This is a genomic window from Aquimarina sp. MAR_2010_214 (genome assembly GCF_002846555.1).
Lineage (GTDB): Bacteria > Bacteroidota > Bacteroidia > Flavobacteriales > Flavobacteriaceae > Aquimarina.
This window is the reverse complement of the sequence record NZ_PJMS01000001.1, coordinates 5021825-5038281: the sequence shown is the minus strand read 5'-3', so window position 1 is coordinate 5038281 and position 16457 is coordinate 5021825. Positions and strand designations below refer to the sequence as shown.

The following is a 16457-nucleotide window of genomic DNA, read 5'->3' as shown; positions in this document are numbered from 1 at the left end:
TACGTCTTATATTACGACCAATTCTAGTATATGTTCTAAATAATGAGAAAAGCTTTATTTTTGATTTTATTGTCGTGTATACCTTATGTGTCTTTTGCTCAATATGATCCGGGAGCAACTAATTATGGATTTGCCGCTGCAAAAAACTTTGGACTTGAAAATGAATTAGCATTAGGAGCCAGGATAGAATATGCTTTTAATTGCTACACTACTTTTATAGGCGAATATAATCGTTCATTTGCTATAGGTGCTGATGAGGAGTATGAAGGATATAATGAACTGGCGATTGGAGTAAATTTAATTCTATTTAATTGGTATCCTACTACTATAACTGCAGGTATAGGATATTTAGGTAATGATTCGGATGAATTTGAAGCAATTGAAGATGATGCTTTCTTGGGATTTAGAACAGGAAGTTTTAATCACGGAGCACAAATTAAAATAAGAGCTTTACATCAGATTTCTATACCTGTTCACATTTTTGCAGAGCTTAATATTAAGAGCTTAGGACGAAGATATGATACTTTTATGATAGGTTTTAGCTACGATTTCTATGCTAGATAGATTTTCTTACCTTTTCGGATTACCTACCCCATATAAATTGTTAAAAAATAAAGCAAAAAGAAGGGAATAGTAAACTATCTTCCTACAAACCCAAAACTTTAGTATCTTTCGGGTGATAACACAAATCATAGTATGAAGAAGATACATCACGAAGATTTTATGGTGTCTAATGCCATAGAATTATCCAAAATCCCAACCACTTTTGATCTTGATGAAAGCGAAAAAAAAATCGAGGCAGCACTCGAAGAAACACGAGAGAAATTAGGAAAACTTCAGGATACCTTATACGCACATGGCAAATATGCTGTGCTAGTTTGTCTTCAAGGTATGGATACTGCGGGTAAAGATAGTTTGATAAGAGAAGTATTTAAAGATTTTAATACTCGCGGCATTATCGTTCATAGTTTTAAAGTACCCACAGCATTAGAATTAGGTCATGATTATTTATGGAGACATTATATTGCTCTGCCACAACGAGGAAAGTTTGGAGTCTTCAATAGAACACATTATGAAAATGTTTTGGTAACACGAGTGCATCCAGAATATATAATGGGAGAAAATATTCCTCATATCAATACAGTTGAAGATATTAATGATACATTCTGGGATAAACGTTTTGAACAAATTCGAAATTTTGAAAAACACATTGCAGAAAATGGCACTTTGATTTATAAATTCTATTTACATTTATCAAAAGAAGAGCAAAAGAATAGATTGCTTCGCAGGCTAGAGAAGAAAGAAAAGAATTGGAAGTTTTCTGCTGGAGATCTAAAAGAACGCAAACTTTGGGATCAATATCAAGATTGTTATCAGGATGCTATAAATAAAACTTCTTTACCACATGCTCCTTGGTATGTGATTCCTGCAGATAATAAACCCGTAGCAAGATATATTGTAGCAAAAACTTTGTATACTACGCTAAAAGAATATGAAGATATACAAGAGCCAGAATTAGATAATAAGACAAAAGCTAACCTGGATCTATATAAACAAGAATTAGAGAACGAATAAAAAAGTTTAAAAATACTATGGTAAGAATTATAATCCCTGTCATTTTTGCAATTTTATCATTTAATGGTTTTGCACAAAATGAAGCAAAAGAAGATGCCGCTACATTAAAAAAAATATACGACACCTCACTACTTAATGGTAAAAGTTATGCATGGCTGGATTATCTTTCCAATCAGATCGGAGGAAGACTTTCGGGATCTGTAAATGCACAACTAGCTGTAGAATGGGGAGAAAAAGAATTAAAAAAGCTAGGTTTGGATAAAGTATGGTTACAACCTGTAATGGTACCCAAATGGACTCGTGGGGTAACAGAATTTGCCTATATCGAAACAGAACCAGGCGTAACGACTAATGTACCAATTTGTGCATTAGGAGGTTCTGTGCCGACGCCAATAGGGGGGATTAAAGCCCCTATTATCGAAGTTAAAGGATTAGAAGAACTCAAAAAATTAGGGACAGCTAAGATTGAAGGGAAAATAGTATTTTTTAACAGGCCCATGCAAGCAGATCTTATTGAAACATTTAGGGCATATGGAGGGTGTGTAGATCAGCGATATTCTGGAGCGGCAGAAGCAGCTAAGTTTGGTGCTGTAGGAGTAATTGTACGCTCTATGAATCTTAGGCTAGATGATTTCCCACATACTGGAGCAATGAGCTATGGCAAACTTGAAGATAATGATAAAATCCCTGCTGCTGCAATAAGTACCAATGGAGCAGATTTGTTAAGCTCTATGTTAACATTAAATCCTAAAATTAAATTTCATATTAATATGAACTGCCGTACCTGGAAAGATGTACAATCATACAATGTGATTGGTGAAATTACAGGAAGTGAATTTCCTAAAGAATATATGGTAGTTGGTGGGCATTTAGATTCTTGGGATTTGGGAGATGGTTCTCATGATGATGGAGCAGGAATAGTACAATCTATGGAGGTACTTCGATTATTTAAAGAAATTGGATACAAACCAAAACGATCCATTCGCGTGGTAATGTTTATGAATGAAGAGAATGGACTACGTGGAGGTAAAAAATATGCAAAAGTAGCCAAAAATAAAGGAGAAAATCATGTTTTCGCTCTGGAAAGCGACTCAGGAGGGTTTACTCCCAGAGGTTTTTCGTTTGATTGTGACGATGCTAATTTTGCTCAAGTGCTAAGTTGGAAACCTCTTTTTGAGCCCTATCTGATACATTCTTTCACTCAAGGTGGAAGTGGTGCGGATATAGGCCCACTTAAAAAAGAAGGAATCGTACTTGCTGGATTACGACCAGATTCACAACGTTACTTTGATTATCACCATGCTAAAAATGATACTTTTGATGCCGTTAATAAACGAGAACTCGAACTAGGTGCTGCTACAATGACCAGTTTGATATATCTTTTTGATAAGTATGGAATGAAATAGGTTTTTATAGAAGTTTTAAAGATTACTTGATCGTATAGATGAATATGGCTTCCTAATGGTATTTATTAATATCGGTTTCAAGATATTAATAAACAAGATAGAAAAAATACCAAAAAAGAAATGCTTAAGTGACGTATATAAATGTTTTTACATCACTGTCATAAAGGTGAGAAATAATAGAATGAGAAATTTAATATATAAAGCATTATGTTTTACGTTAATTGTAGGTATATTCAGTAATTGTACTTCAAAAACTGAAACAAATATTGATAATACTAATATTTTATTAGGTAATGAGAAACATCTGGTGGTTCAAAAAATGAATAAAACCACTAATCATGTAGGGATTTTATCAAAACATAACTATGGGACAACTCATCATTATGAGTATGAATTTACTATAGATAGAGGGGATGTAAATTGGAAAGGAGGAAGCGGAGAACCAAAGCATATTCTTTTTTGCAAAGACTCGATTTATCTTCATTATCTTAAAGAAAAATATGTTTCAATTCAGGATAGAGACACTACTAATTCTCAAATTGAAAATGATAGGGATTATAAAGTAGTAGAAGTGTTTGAAGTGTATATCGATAATCGTTATTTCTTTAACTTTTTTGGTGATGATTATTGGATAGAAATTACACCAGAATCATATGCAAGTAAAAGGGTCTCTTGCGATGAGTATAATATCCCAAATGATAATGAATTATCGTTAATTAATTAAAATATTGATGATTAAGAGATTCTCTTTTTAGAGTAAAATAAATATTTACCTAAAACATATCGCAAGCGAATAGCTGAAACAATAGTGAGAATGTTAGTATTGAAGGGTATATAATAATAGAAAGATTACGTAATGTCATTTCTTTATTTGATTTCTTATAATTTTCTACATACTTCTCGTTTAGAAAAAATTAAATAACGTTAAATATACGATAAGAGTCATTTAGTTTCTAATACCTTTGCGTCTTCAAAATTGTAAAATGCTACAACAATACACCAAAGAATTTCGATATAATCTAAAGCTGGCCACACCAGTAATGCTTGGTATGCTGGGACATACCTTTGTAGGATTGGTCGATAATATCATGGTGGGGCAGTTGGGTACAGCAGAATTAGCAGCAGTATCTCTAGGAAATAGCTTTATGTTTATAGCTATGTCCTTAGGGATAGGATTTTCTACTGCAATTACACCATTGGTAGCAGAAGCAGATGGAGAAAATAACTTTGTGACTGGTAAATCAGCATTTAAGCATGGATTGTTTTTATGTACTACATTAGGAATAGTTCTGTTTTTAATGATATTGGTAGCAAAACCACTAATGTATTTAATGAAACAACCTCCCGAAGTGGTAGAACTTGCAATACCATATCTGGATCTGGTTGCTTTTTCTTTAATTCCATTAGTAAGTTTTCAAGCATTAAAACAATTCTCTGATGGGCTGTCTATGACCAAATATCCTATGTATGCTACGTTGGTGGCAAACCTAGTCAATGTAGCTCTGAATTACGTATTGATTTTTGGGAAATTTGGCTTTCCGCAAATGGGAATAGTTGGGGCAGCTGTAGGGACATTAGCCTCAAGGTTTGTGATGGTTTTCTTTTTATGGATTTTTCTTAAGAATAAAGAAAAATCTAAACCTTATGTTACCCGTATCAAATTTTTTACTTTAGAAAGCAAGATGATAAATAAAATAATAGCACTAGGGTTTCCTTCTGCATTACAAATGTTTTTTGAAGTAGCTATTTTTACCGCAGCGATATGGTTATCAGGTATTTTAGGAAAAAACCCACAGGCAGCTAATCAAATTGCATTAAACTTATCTTCTATGACTTTTATGGTAGCTATGGGATTAAGTGTGGCTGCTATGGTGCGAGTGGGTAATCAAAAAGGACTTCAGCATTTTAAGGATCTAAGAAGAATAGCGATTTCAATATTTTTGCTAACCTTTTTATTAGCAGTTGTGTTTGCTTTACTTTTTATTCTGTTTAGTGATTTACTTCCTCGAATATATCTGGATGTAAAAGATATTGAAAACCTTGCAGATAATACAGAGGTGATTACTATTGCAGCAAAACTATTGATTATCGCTGCATTATTTCAGATTTCTGATGGGATACAAGTTACCGTACTAGGAGCTTTGAGAGGTCTACAGGACGTTAAAATTCCTACTTTAATTACATTTTTCGCATACTGGGTAGTAGGGTTTCCTATTAGTTATTATTTGGGATTATATACCGAATATAAAAGCTCAGGGATTTGGATAGGATTGCTGGTAGGTCTTTCTGTTTCTGCATTACTACTATATCTTAGATTTAATGCTTTGACCAAAGATTTAATTCAAAAAAACTAAAATTTCATCCTCTTTTTTGTGTTGAAAATCAGGTGTTTATAAGTGAGTTTTTAAATAAAAACAAATACCAAATACCATTTTTATACTTATTACGTTTATTTGGTATTAACGAATAATTAACTATCTTTCCAAAAAAACAGAATACAAAATATGAGAGTCCCAAATTCTAGATTTTGTCTACTGCTCGTAGTTCTTACCATATTGGTTACCCAGAGTAGTATAAGTCAAAACTTTGTTCATAGTAAAAATCAAAACCTTATTCCTAATCCTAGTTTTGAAGCTACAAATGCTGCCATTGCACGATTAGATATGGAGATGCAAAATTTTGGAATTATTAAAGATTGGAAACCTGCAATTAACTCTCCAGATGCTTACCACCCAAGGTTAGATGATATTAGATTTATTCATAAAGCACCTAATTTCTTAAAGCAATTTGGGGCACAAGAGCCTAGGACAGGAGAGGGTAAAGTAGGAATGTATATTGCTGGAGGACCTTATAAAGAAGGAGTAACAGCCAAATTAAAAAAGCCCTTATCCAAAGGTAAATATTACTATTTTCATATGTATGTTTCTTTAGGAGAAGGAATCTCAAATTCCTGTACTTCATCCATTGGATCATATTTTACAGCCAGAAGACCAAAAATAACCACCACCTCTAGATTTCCTCTAAATATAGAATCTTCAAAATTGGTATGTAATACCAAAGGATGGACTAAAGTTTGTGGAGTATATAGAGCAAAAGGGACAGAAAAATATATTTCTTTAGGGTATTTCTCAGATAGTCCAAAAGGAAAATCTGTGAAAGGAGGAGGATTTGATACAGCTTACTATTTTGTAGATGATGTTTTATTAATGGAAATGAGGAATACCAAAAATCTAACATCTAATCAGGTGTGTGATATGGCTCTTGATTTTTCGCCAGTAGAATTTTTGGTAGGTGAAAGTGAAGCATATAAAGAAATTAAAAAAGCATTAGATTCTTATATCCAATATGTAACTATTTTTAAAGTAAGCACCGTTAAAATTATTGGTCATGCAGATGATGCCGGTTCATCTTTTGAAAACGAAATCATGTCTGCAATGAGGGCAAGTAATGTGAAAAAGTATTTTGTAGAAAAAGGTATAGACGAATCCTTAATCGAAATAATAGCGGCTGGAGATACTATGCCTGTTGTTACCGCAGATTCTAATTTGGATCCAGAATCAAACAACAGAGTAGAAATTAAGATTGAATAGTAGTTGCATAATAATTTTCTGATTTCCCTAAAAAAGATAGTACCTTTGAAGCTTTGTAATTTTAAGTATTCATTATGGACTTTCCAAAATTCTTATTAGGTGATAATACTGATTATCCAGATGCCATTTTTGTAATTCATACCGAGTTTCCGAGGTTTATTATCAATCTCGAAAATGATGAAGTAGAATGGCTTGAAGAATTTGATAAAAGTGAAGAAAAAGAATTACTTGAAGAAGCAGAAAATCTTTTTCAAGCAGCTAATGACTTTTATGATCGTGAGATAGAACGTTACGACCAATAAAATAGTAAATCTTAAGAATGGAAGAACTTATACAATTAGATAAAGATCTTTTTTTATATCTCAATAATCTGGGCTCACCTGCATGGGATGGATTTTGGTTATTCATGACAGAGAAATTATACCAAATTCCTCTCTATATGGTATTACTGGTTTTTTTCTATAAATATTTTGGAATTAGAGGTACTGTCATCACCTTGATAGTTGTTGCATTACTAATTACTGCTACCGACCAACTATCAAATCTATTCAAAAACGTACTTTTTATGAGACCACGACCATGTAGGGCAGATGGAGTGGCAGAGTTTACACGTTTTATTGCAGAACGCTGTGGGAGACATGGGTATTTTTCGGGTCATGCAGCTAGCTCCATGGCATTAGCCTTTTTTACAGGATTGACTCTACGAAAACATCTAAAATATATCTTCCCATTTATGGTAGTATGGTCAATTATTGTAAGTTATAGTAGAATCTATTTGGGAGTACACTACCCAGGAGATATAGTTACTGGTATGGCAATAAGTATTTTATTAGGAGTAGGGGCTTTTAAACTACATACATTTCTGGTAAAGAAATATGGATAAGCTAGGTGATAACTCATAAATCTAGGTGTGTTTTAATCTAAAACATCTTCTTTTTACCAAAAACTTTAATATGTCATTAAAGTTTGAAAACAGGTATACTTCATACTTTCACTGAAAACAGTGTAATACCCATAAAACATTTTATATACTTTTGATGAAGCACCAATGTATTAGAGTGTAAATCATAATGATTAGAACAATAACCATAATATTTATTTTTATAGGTCAAATTCAAAGAGAATGTTACGGACAAACATCAGTTAGTGATAATATTTTCGATATTAAAGAACTTATAAAACTGAAAAAGAATGATAAAAGGCAACAGAAAATGCTTGTTAATTTTAAAAAAAACAGTCAAGAAGAAGATGATATTTCAGTTATAGAACTTCCAAATTATTTCGAATTAACAGTAACTCATCATCAGGAAAAAAAAGATTATACCGGAGGAGCGGAAGGGTATACACTGTATAAAAAAACAGGGAAAATAGAAATGATTTGGCATGAACACCCCATGAAATTACCAGAATGAAGAATTTTTTGGTTAGCAATTCTTAATAATAAACAAGGTTTTAGAATAAGAAACTGATTAGGTAGTGTTTATTCTTTATAAAAAATGATAATTTATGAAAAAATCATTCACGCTCGTATTTATGTTATTTCTATTGTTTTCTGGACGTTCACAGGAAACGCCTGTGCCAGAAGGAAATGCAGACGAAGAAATTAAGGATGTACTATCACTATCAAAATACAATGGGTAAATAATCTACTCCTATATTATCAAGAATTCTTCTTAAACTCTTTCTTTTTCTTCTTTTTGCCAAAAAGACGTTTAAGGAAATTATCTCTTTTTTCGGGTTTACAATCCAAGTCTTTTAAAATTTCTTTTGAGCTCTCTTTAAATTTACTTTTTGTAATAGGGTCAAATGTGCTATCCAGATTCATTTTTTGGTACAATTTGGCAAAAATCGGTAACGCAGTATTAGCTCCTTGTCCCAAAGCAGTAGTTTTAAAACCAATGTTGTAGTTGTCATTTCCTACCCAAGTAACTGTCACTAAATTTGGGGTGATTCCTACAAACCAGCCATCCTTATTGTCTTGAGTAGTTCCTGTTTTACCTGCAATATCATTTTTAAGTTTATAGGTAGTCCTAAGTCTGGTTGCAGTGCCTTGTTCTACGGTAGATTTCATCATTTCTAAAAGCACTTGTTTAGTGTAAGCACTATAAGCAGGAACCTCGGCTATTTCGGGTTCGAAAGAAGCAATTAAATGTCCATCTTTATCCTCAATTCTTGATATATAAAAAGGTTTCACATTTTTGCTCTCATTTACATAACTGGCATATGCTCCTGCCAATTCTTTTAATTTAATACCATCTGTGCCTAGTGCCATTGCCGGTTCTTTAGATAGTATAGCGGTGATTCCAAGTTTTTTTACCTGATCTACAACTTTGGGAATACCAACCTCATTAAGTACTTTTACAGCAATAGTATTAACAGAGTTGCTTAATGCTTTTTCTAATGTGAAATTAAGATAAGGGTCATTTTCTTCTGATGCATTTTTAGGTGTCCAGTTTTCCAAATTAGTATAAGTAATTTCTTTTGTTGAAAAGTAAGAACAAGGCTTCATTCCATTTTCTATAGCAGTAGTATATACAAATGGTTTAAAGGTCGATCCAACCTGTCTTTCGCTTTGCGAAACATGGTCATATTTAAAATAACGATAATCAATCCCTCCCAGATATGCTTGTACTGCACCCGTTGTTGGTTCGATAGCAATCATTCCTGTATTAAGAAATTTTAGATAATGTTGTATGCTATCCAGAGTAGATGTTTTTTTAGTGATGTTACCATCCCATTCGAATAGTTCAATGTCTTTTTTTACAGAAAGAGAATCTTTAATTTGTGCTTCTGTCAACCCTTGTTCTTTGTATGTAGTATAGATCCCAAGATTTTTGATGGCATGATTGACAAGATCTTTATTGTTTTTCCAAGGGGCATTATTACCAAAAGATTTTTCGTAGTCGTTTTGTAATACTTGCATATGTTCTTTCATAGCCTCTTCTGCTAAGACTTGCATTTTGTAATTCAAGGTGGTATGCACAATCAGGCCATCATTATAGATATCATAAACAGTACTATCTGGTTTTTTATACGTTTCTAAGATGTTGATCAATTCTTTTTTTACTTCTTCTCTGAAATAAGGTGCCAATCCAAGATCGTGATTAAAATACTGATAATCCATAATGATATGCTGGCTCATTGTTTGATTTGATCGATGAGCGCTTAGATACTCGTATTTAACCATCTGTTGAAGTACAACATCCCTTCTTAGCTGGCTTCTTTCAGGAAAAAGTCGTGGATTATAACTATGGTTGGCTTTTAATGTTCCTATAAGTGTCGCTGCTTCTGATAGTGTTAATTGATGAGTAGATTTATTAAAGAATTTCTGGGCAGCACTCTCAATTCCATAGGTATTGTCTGGAAACGGAACGGTATTAAAGTATAGTGTAAGAATCTCCTTTTTTGTATAGATATCTTCTATTCTTTTGGCAACAAAAGATTCTTTTAGTTTATTAATTACGGTGCTAAATAATTTATATTTTTTTCTTCCGAAGAGATTTTTTGCCAATTGTAACGTTATAGTACTTCCTCCTCCCGAAGATTTATCTCTAAGCAAAATGGTTTTAAAAAACACACGTAACAGGCTAGTGTTATCTACGCCATCATGTTCGTAGAACCGTATATCTTCTGTAGCCACTAGTGCATCTATAAGGTGCTGAGGTAGATCTTCGTAAGATATAGGTTGTCTGTCATAGATGTAATATTTACCAATCATATGACCATCTTTATCCAAGACCTGAGTAGCCTCTGCTTGTTTTAAAGAACTTAATTCTTCTTTGCTGGGTAATTTACCCCAAAAACCAAAATAAATACTAGCATAAAAGCAAATGCTGAAGAAAATTGACCCACCAATAGCATATAATAGCCATTTTACCCATTTTTTTTGAAATATCTTCTTTATCATAATCATAATAACGACATATATAACGTTGAAAATACCATATTATTAGGAGATATGAGTTTCTTGTTTTTTTCTAAAATCTCTAATGAATAGCACAATCATTATTATCATAAGTAATGAAAAAGGTAGTGAAGTAATAATAAGGAGTTTTTGCATTGCAATTAGAATATTGATATCTGATTTGGCATTTCCTAATAGAATGATGCCTATAGAAAAGATAGTAAGTATAATACTCCACATAAGCCGATGCTTCTTTGATGGTTCTTGTTTTCCGTTATCGGTAAACATACTTAGTACAAAAATTGCAGAATCCAGAGAAGTTACTAAAAAACTTATAAGAAGTAAGATGGTTAATATATTTATGAATGCTTGAAAAGGATAGTTTTCAAAGAAAATAAAAATAGAACTAAATACATTATCAAACTGTCCTTGATACACTCCAAAATTTTCAATAATCTGAAAAGCGGATTGTCCAAAAGTAGTAAACCAGAAAAAAGTGCCCAGAGAAGGTACAAGAAGGACACCCAATATAATTTCTCTCATGGTACGCCCTTTTGAGATACGTGCAATAAAAATACCTGTAAATGGAGCCCAAGCTAACCAAAAAGCCCAATAGTAGTATGTCCAGTCAGTTAAAAATGCCTCTCCCGGATCATATTGGCCATAGGCCAAACTAAGAGGAATAAAGTCAATTATGTAATGATATAATGAAGTAAAGAATTGTGAGATGATCGATACAGTATCACTTTGCAGAAAGACAAAAAACAAAAGACCTATCGTGATATAGATATTCCAGGTAGAAATGATTTTAATCCCTTTGTTAACTCCTCTAAATACAGAGATAAACGCTAAAATTGAAATAAGGATAAGTACAATAATAGTCCCTTTAAGCCCAAAATCTTCATTAAATATATGATTTAAACCGCCTTCGATCTGTGTAGTTCCTAGACCTATTGCAGCGACTAGGCCAAACACTGTAGTAAGAATAGCCAGAATGTCAATACTTCCAAAAATGATATTTCGAGGTCTTTTAGAAGTTACCAGATGTTCTATAGAAGAAAAAGCACTGCTGGAGAGTACTTTTTTGGATTGCACAAATAGATAATATCCCACAGCAATAGCAAAAATAGCATAAAATGCCCAGGCAGTAAATCCCCATTGATAAAAAGTATATTCTAAAGCAAGAGTTTTTGAATCGACTTGGTTACTAATAGGTGAATTATGCATCATAAAAACAGGTTCCTGCACTGCGCGTAATAATATTCCAGCACCCATTCCAGCACTATATAACATAGATATCCAGGCTAACCTCGAAAATTGAGGTCGATCAGTATCTTTTCCTAATCGCCGTTTCCCCCAGGAAGAGAGTGCTAAAATAAGTAGGAGTAAAACACAAAGCAATCCTAACCAAAGGTAAAATCTCCCAAATCGCTTGCGAATATACACCGAGAACGATTCTATACCCTCATAAGTTTCCAAAGTGAAAACATATAAAAAAATTGAAAAGAAGATTAAAATTCCCAGAGAAATATATAGTAAACCATTTTTCTTAAAATCAAGTTTCATATAGTGCCTTTTCCTTCTTTAGATTCGAATTTTGGTATAAGATAGAATGTATTGTAAATATATATTTCTTGAAAACAGATTATTCTTACATAAAGAATTTAAAATTTTTAACAAGTAAAAATTGCAAAAAAATAATTGATTTTTAAAGTTGATTTCTTAAAAGTTTCAATTTTTTTATTTAGACTTGTAGTAACAAATTACTCAGTGAAATAATATACGATTAATTGAAAATTACTTGGAGTAAGTTAGTAAAAAATACTCCAAGATTTATAGTAGAGATGATAGCATTTAAAAAAGTGTTATTTGAAATGTATACGTATAGAATTAATTCTTAAACCTCACGCCTTATGAAAAGAGTAATTGTTGACTACAAAAAATTGAATAAAAATATTTTAAACCAACTTGTAGAGAAATTTCCTGATGGATATAATGATGAAGATATTATATCATTTAGAAATCAGCATAACGAAGCGATTGAAGCCGTAGAGGTGCGAACAGAAGAAACTGTTTATTTAGTTAAAATAAGTAAACGTTTGGCTGATACAATGCAAAGTTTTGAAGAAGATGACAATAGTATTGTTGATACTAAAATTCCTAAAGAAGTGAGTAAAGAAGAAGTAGGAGATATTGAGGGTAAATGATTTTTTAGACTATTTGTGTTATTATTTTTAGATAGAATAATGCATGAATAAGAAGTATTTTTTTGAAATATACATTCTCTTTACTTCTGATACTTTTTTATGTAAATTAGGAATTCTCCAGTTTTATTTTTTAAAAGCCTGCTAAAGCATGAAAGGCTTTCAAATCCTTGTGTAAAAGAAATTTCTTTCGAACTGATTTGGCTATTGAACAGTAATCGTTTTGCTTGAGTAACTACATGATCAATACTTGTTTTCTTGCTTGAGGGATCCATTATTAAACATTGTAATCTTAGTTAATTTTTTATTTGATGAGGTTGTGATTAATGAAGAATATGCTCTTTTATTTTAAAAGTTCTATTTTGCATGATCAAGAAGAAGAGAAAATCAAACCAAATACTTGAAAAAAGTAAATGAGGAAAATAGAATACTATCTGTTCCTGTTTTTTATTGGAATACAATTAAGAGGACAAACATCAAGCAACGAAAACAAAAATTCATTTTTTATTTCACCAGAAATAATAATAGGAAAAACGACAGAGCCTAATACTGGTTTTCCCGAAACAAAAATGCTTAAATCTATTTTTGTTAGTATAGGAAGCTATAACAAAAAGGTAGATACACAATGGAGTTCCAGGTTGGGATATCCAAAAACTGGATTGGCATTTGGAGTTACTGATTTCGGAAATATAGAAAAAGTGGGTAAAGCCTATGTAGTAATGCCTTTTGTTGAAATTGGATTGTTTCAAAAAAAATCAAATAGATGGCACCTTAATATGGGCTTTGGCGCATCTTATCTTGACACAAAGTATGATTCAGAAACGAACCCACTTAATAAGGCGGTTACAACAAGTCTTAATTGGTCTTATAAGACTTTTCTGTATTATGATGTTCTAGTTAATAAATCAGCGCAATGGCGCTTAGGACTAGGGTATGGGCATTATTCTAATGGACATACGAAGTTGCCTAATCAAGGGCTGAACTCTTTTTTGATAAGTGCTTCTTCATCTTTTGGAGAACCTCAAACCATCCTTGAGGATGATATAATATCTTTAAGAAAAGAAAGAGTAAAATCCTCACAAAACTATTTTTCATTTCGCAGCGGCATAGGTCAGAATGTACTTTCTGAGGTATTTAATGATAAAAAAGAAGTGTATTCTGTTGCATTATCAATGGGTAAAGTTGTCAATAGGATTTTTAAGTTTGGAATAGGTTTTTATGGTAGATTCTATGAACATTACTATGATTATATTAAAAATGATGAAATGCTAATACAACAGCAAGTTCCTTTTTTTAAAGAAAAACCTGTAGCATATGCAAGTAATTATGGTTTCTTTACTAGTACAGAAGTTTTTATCGGGCATATTGGTGTAGAGTTTGAACTTGGACTTAATGTATATAAGCCGTTTTATAAAATAGAGTGGCAGCTTAGTCAAGGAGAAACACGTGGGGATGAATATGTTTTGGGAGAGTTGAATTGGTATTACGAAATAAAACGAGCGATTTCTAGTAGGTTAGGAGTGAAATATTATTTATTTAATATGCATGCTTTACCCAAAAATAATATTTTTCTTGGAGCCAATATTAATGCAAATTTAGGTCAGGCTGACTTTTCTGAACTTAGTTTAGGATATGTATACCGTTTTAATTTGAAAGAAAGAAAAAAAGAGTATTCAAACTAATATATTTATTCTTTCTTATCTTGTTTATGAATGTTTAACAGATACCTGGCAGCAGCAAAGGGAGTGATTTTGTGCTGTTGAACGGCTTCAATTTTTGAATCTAAAGCAGCTTTAACTTTGGGGTTGTTATAAAAAGAGTTCTTTAGTTGCTCTTCAATAGTTTGTAATAACCAGAATTTGTTTTGTTGGATTCTGTTTTCTTCAAAAAAACCATTTTCAGAGGTAATTTTCAGATATTTTAGGATCATTTTCCAAATATCATCAATACCAGTATTTTCTATAGCACTACAGGTTAGTACTTCTGGAGACCAGTTGTTTTGTGTAAGGGGATATAAATGGAGTGCTTTTCTAAATTGATTTTTGGCTTTACGAGCACGTATCATATTATCTCCATCTGCCTTATTGATAACAAGAGCATCTGCCATTTCTATAATGCCTCGTTTGATACCTTGTAATTCATCTCCAGCACCTGCCAGCTTTAATAATAAAAAGAAATCTACCATGCTATGTACAGCAGTTTCACTTTGTCCTACACCTACAGTTTCAATAATGATAACATCATATCCTGCAGCTTCACAAAGAATAATAGACTCACGTGTTTTTTGTGCTACTCCTCCCAGTGAATTTCCAGATGGAGAAGGGCGTATGAAAGCCATAGAGGATCGTACTAAAGATTCCATTCGGGTTTTATCACCTAGAATACTGCCATGTGAAATTGTACTGCTTGGGTCTACTGCCAAAACTGCAACTTTTTTCCCTTTTTGTAATAACAAATTACCTAAGGCTTCAATAAAGGTACTTTTGCCAACTCCAGGAACCCCTGTTATACCTATTCTTACAGAGTTATTGGCATAAGGAAGGCACATCTCAATAAGGTGTTGCGCTTTTTCAATATGGTTTTGTTGAGTACTCTCGATTAATGTAATCCCTTTACTTAAAGCAGCAGTGTCCTGAGCAATGATTGCCTTAAAAATAGAATCAATTACAATTTCTTTTTGCTGTAACTTTTTAAATCGATCAATTGCTTGACTACTAGTGCTAGAAGGCGCAGTAGGATGTTTATTAGAGTTTTTAGACACAGAATGGCTTTATGGCAAAGTTATACATTCCTTTTGGAAACTTATAATTAAAAAATATACCTTCTGCTATTTTAAATATTTACGGTATTATGAATTTTGATTGATGCAAACTTATTCTTATCAAAGAAAACGAATTTATATTTTTATAGGAACAGCAACTGCAGTTCTATCCCATGCAAGATATAATATGGTGAAGTCATTTGCATTTTCAAAATAAATAGAAAATTGTTCTACTACATTTAATAAGGGTTGAACAGGTACTTCTACAGTGAGCACATCATATGAAGCATCTCGTTTTGCAGTACCATCCATATGTACTCCCCAACCATATTCTTTACTATTAAAAATTACTTTCCAAGATTTGGGATTTGGGATTGTCCATAATGTATAGGTTCCTGCTTTAAGTATGGTGCCATCAACAAGAAGATTTTTATCTGTTGTAAATGTAGTGGCTTCATTAGCTCCGGTTCTCCATACTTGATTATATGGAACCAGGTTACCAAAAATTGCTCTATCCTTTTTGTATGGCCTGTTGTAAAAAACAGTGAAAGTAGCATCTTTTGCTGTGTGAGTAACGATTTCTTCAGGGCTATGTTTTTTGGTACTTTGCTTCATGAAATACATTCCTGCAAATCCAATCAATACTAACCCTAATAAAATAAACATCGTTCGCTTTAAAAGTTTTGGCATAATGATTTTTTTAATTCTAAATATACCGCTTTTAAAACTTAAGTCTATGTTTAAGTATTCATAAAAATAAGTAGAAGAGTAATATTTACATTAGTTCTACTAGAAATAGAATTGTGATATAGAAATCATAAGCACACATTGTTTTGTTAATTATTTGATATACAGTATATTGTTTGGTATTCTATGATTTTTATGCATAATTTTGCAACATGGAATATATGTTTTCGTCTATATAGATGAATACGATTTAAAACAGTTTTAAAAAATAATCACTAACCATAAAGTTAAGAAAGTTTGTTACAAAGCGAGCTAATAGAACAATGTAGG

The 16457-nt window shown here is 32.2% G+C and carries 16 protein-coding genes; 12 read left to right on the top strand and 4 right to left on the bottom strand.

The genetic code is table 11. The features are described from left to right. Nucleotides 1–42 precede the first annotated feature (42 nt). The 10 genes from ATE84_RS21555 (at nt 43) to ATE84_RS26755 (ending at nt 8212) form a co-directional block, all read left to right on the top strand. On the top strand, nt 43–564 hold the full coding sequence (locus ATE84_RS21555; RefSeq protein ID WP_101449927.1) for a hypothetical protein: 522 nt from the start codon (nt 43–45) through the stop codon (nt 562–564). A 132-nt stretch (nt 565–696) separates the two neighbouring features. Then, a complete protein-coding gene (locus ATE84_RS21550; RefSeq protein ID WP_101449926.1) occupies nt 697–1575 on the top strand; it encodes a PPK2 family polyphosphate kinase in 879 nt (292 codons plus the stop codon). Between the two features lie 17 nt (nt 1576–1592). Next, nucleotides 1593–2981, top strand: coding sequence for a M20/M25/M40 family metallo-hydrolase (locus tag ATE84_RS21545; protein ID WP_101449925.1), 1389 nt, complete (start codon nt 1593–1595; stop codon nt 2979–2981). Nucleotides 2982–3162: 181 nt separating this feature from the next. Next, nucleotides 3163–3705, top strand: coding sequence for a hypothetical protein (locus ATE84_RS21540; RefSeq protein WP_101449924.1), 543 nt, complete (start codon nt 3163–3165; stop codon nt 3703–3705). 259 nt (nt 3706–3964) lie between these two features. Further along, nucleotides 3965–5335, top strand: a complete 1371-nt coding sequence (locus ATE84_RS21535; protein ID WP_101449923.1) for an MATE family efflux transporter — start codon at nt 3965–3967, stop codon at nt 5333–5335. A gap of 150 nt (nt 5336–5485) precedes the next feature. Further along, nucleotides 5486–6571: an OmpA family protein gene (locus ATE84_RS21530; RefSeq protein ID WP_101449922.1), complete on the top strand. Its 1086-nt coding sequence runs from the start codon at nt 5486–5488 to the stop codon at nt 6569–6571. Nucleotides 6572–6645: 74 nt separating this feature from the next. Next, complete coding sequence (locus ATE84_RS21525; RefSeq protein WP_101449921.1) at nt 6646–6873, top strand: hypothetical protein; 228 nt, start codon at nt 6646–6648, stop codon at nt 6871–6873. A 17-nt stretch (nt 6874–6890) separates the two neighbouring features. After that, complete coding sequence (locus tag ATE84_RS21520) at nt 6891–7454, top strand: phosphatase PAP2 family protein (RefSeq protein WP_101449920.1); 564 nt, start codon at nt 6891–6893, stop codon at nt 7452–7454. Nucleotides 7455–7641: 187 nt separating this feature from the next. Further along, nucleotides 7642–7983: a hypothetical protein gene (locus tag ATE84_RS21515; RefSeq protein ID WP_101449919.1), complete on the top strand. Its 342-nt coding sequence runs from the start codon at nt 7642–7644 to the stop codon at nt 7981–7983. 94 nt (nt 7984–8077) lie between these two features. Further along, a complete protein-coding gene (locus ATE84_RS26755; RefSeq protein WP_255412037.1) occupies nt 8078–8212 on the top strand; it encodes a hypothetical protein in 135 nt (44 codons plus the stop codon). A gap of 19 nt (nt 8213–8231) precedes the next feature. On the opposite strand, the gene ATE84_RS21510 is transcribed toward ATE84_RS26755, so the two are convergent. Both ATE84_RS21510 and ATE84_RS21505 read right to left on the bottom strand, forming a co-directional pair. Continuing rightward, nucleotides 8232–10478 (bottom strand): transglycosylase domain-containing protein, encoded by a 2247-nt coding sequence (locus ATE84_RS21510; RefSeq protein WP_101451165.1) that lies wholly within the window; start codon nt 10476–10478, stop codon nt 8232–8234. Between the two features lie 42 nt (nt 10479–10520). Next, nucleotides 10521–12041 (bottom strand): BCCT family transporter, encoded by a 1521-nt coding sequence (locus ATE84_RS21505; protein WP_101449918.1) that lies wholly within the window; start codon nt 12039–12041, stop codon nt 10521–10523. 347 nt (nt 12042–12388) lie between these two features. On the opposite strand from ATE84_RS21505, the gene ATE84_RS21500 reads away from it, so the two are divergent. Beyond that, nucleotides 12389–12682, top strand: coding sequence for a hypothetical protein (locus ATE84_RS21500; protein WP_199176902.1), 294 nt, complete (start codon nt 12389–12391; stop codon nt 12680–12682). Between the two features lie 410 nt (nt 12683–13092). Further along, entirely contained in the window at nt 13093–14361 is a 1269-nt protein-coding gene (locus ATE84_RS21490) for an acyloxyacyl hydrolase (RefSeq protein WP_101449916.1), read from the top strand. A 5-nt stretch (nt 14362–14366) separates the two neighbouring features. On the opposite strand, the gene meaB is transcribed toward ATE84_RS21490, so the two are convergent. Together meaB and ATE84_RS21480 are read right to left on the bottom strand one after the other, a co-directional pair. Continuing rightward, nucleotides 14367–15440, bottom strand: a complete 1074-nt coding sequence (gene meaB, locus ATE84_RS21485; RefSeq protein ID WP_101449915.1) for a methylmalonyl Co-A mutase-associated GTPase MeaB — start codon at nt 15438–15440, stop codon at nt 14367–14369. Between the two features lie 135 nt (nt 15441–15575). After that, nucleotides 15576–16130 (bottom strand): DUF2911 domain-containing protein, encoded by a 555-nt coding sequence (locus tag ATE84_RS21480; protein WP_101449914.1) that lies wholly within the window; start codon nt 16128–16130, stop codon nt 15576–15578. Nucleotides 16131–16457: the final 327 nt, after the last annotated feature.

What these genes read in the sequence shown, in the direction of transcription:
- ATE84_RS21555 (WP_101449927.1), top strand. Translation starts at nt 43, where the DNA reads ATGAGAAAAGCTTTATTTTTGATTTTATTGTCGTGTATACCTTATGTG.
- ATE84_RS21550 (WP_101449926.1), top strand. Translation starts at nt 697, where the DNA reads ATGAAGAAGATACATCACGAAGATTTTATGGTGTCTAATGCCATAGAA.
- ATE84_RS21545 (WP_101449925.1), top strand. Translation starts at nt 1,593, where the DNA reads ATGGTAAGAATTATAATCCCTGTCATTTTTGCAATTTTATCATTTAAT.
- ATE84_RS21540 (WP_101449924.1), top strand. Translation starts at nt 3,163, where the DNA reads ATGAGAAATTTAATATATAAAGCATTATGTTTTACGTTAATTGTAGGT.
- ATE84_RS21535 (WP_101449923.1), top strand. Translation starts at nt 3,965, where the DNA reads ATGCTACAACAATACACCAAAGAATTTCGATATAATCTAAAGCTGGCC.
- ATE84_RS21530 (WP_101449922.1), top strand. Translation starts at nt 5,486, where the DNA reads ATGAGAGTCCCAAATTCTAGATTTTGTCTACTGCTCGTAGTTCTTACC.
- ATE84_RS21525 (WP_101449921.1), top strand. Translation starts at nt 6,646, where the DNA reads ATGGACTTTCCAAAATTCTTATTAGGTGATAATACTGATTATCCAGAT.
- ATE84_RS21520 (WP_101449920.1), top strand. Translation starts at nt 6,891, where the DNA reads ATGGAAGAACTTATACAATTAGATAAAGATCTTTTTTTATATCTCAAT.
- ATE84_RS21515 (WP_101449919.1), top strand. Translation starts at nt 7,642, where the DNA reads ATGATTAGAACAATAACCATAATATTTATTTTTATAGGTCAAATTCAA.
- ATE84_RS26755 (WP_255412037.1), top strand. Translation starts at nt 8,078, where the DNA reads ATGAAAAAATCATTCACGCTCGTATTTATGTTATTTCTATTGTTTTCT.
- ATE84_RS21510 (WP_101451165.1), bottom strand. Translation starts at nt 10,478, where the DNA reads ATGATAAAGAAGATATTTCAAAAAAAATGGGTAAAATGGCTATTATAT.
- ATE84_RS21505 (WP_101449918.1), bottom strand. Translation starts at nt 12,041, where the DNA reads ATGAAACTTGATTTTAAGAAAAATGGTTTACTATATATTTCTCTGGGA.
- ATE84_RS21500 (WP_199176902.1), top strand. Translation starts at nt 12,389, where the DNA reads ATGAAAAGAGTAATTGTTGACTACAAAAAATTGAATAAAAATATTTTA.
- ATE84_RS21490 (WP_101449916.1), top strand. Translation starts at nt 13,093, where the DNA reads ATGAGGAAAATAGAATACTATCTGTTCCTGTTTTTTATTGGAATACAA.
- ATE84_RS21480 (WP_101449914.1), bottom strand. Translation starts at nt 16,130, where the DNA reads ATGCCAAAACTTTTAAAGCGAACGATGTTTATTTTATTAGGGTTAGTA.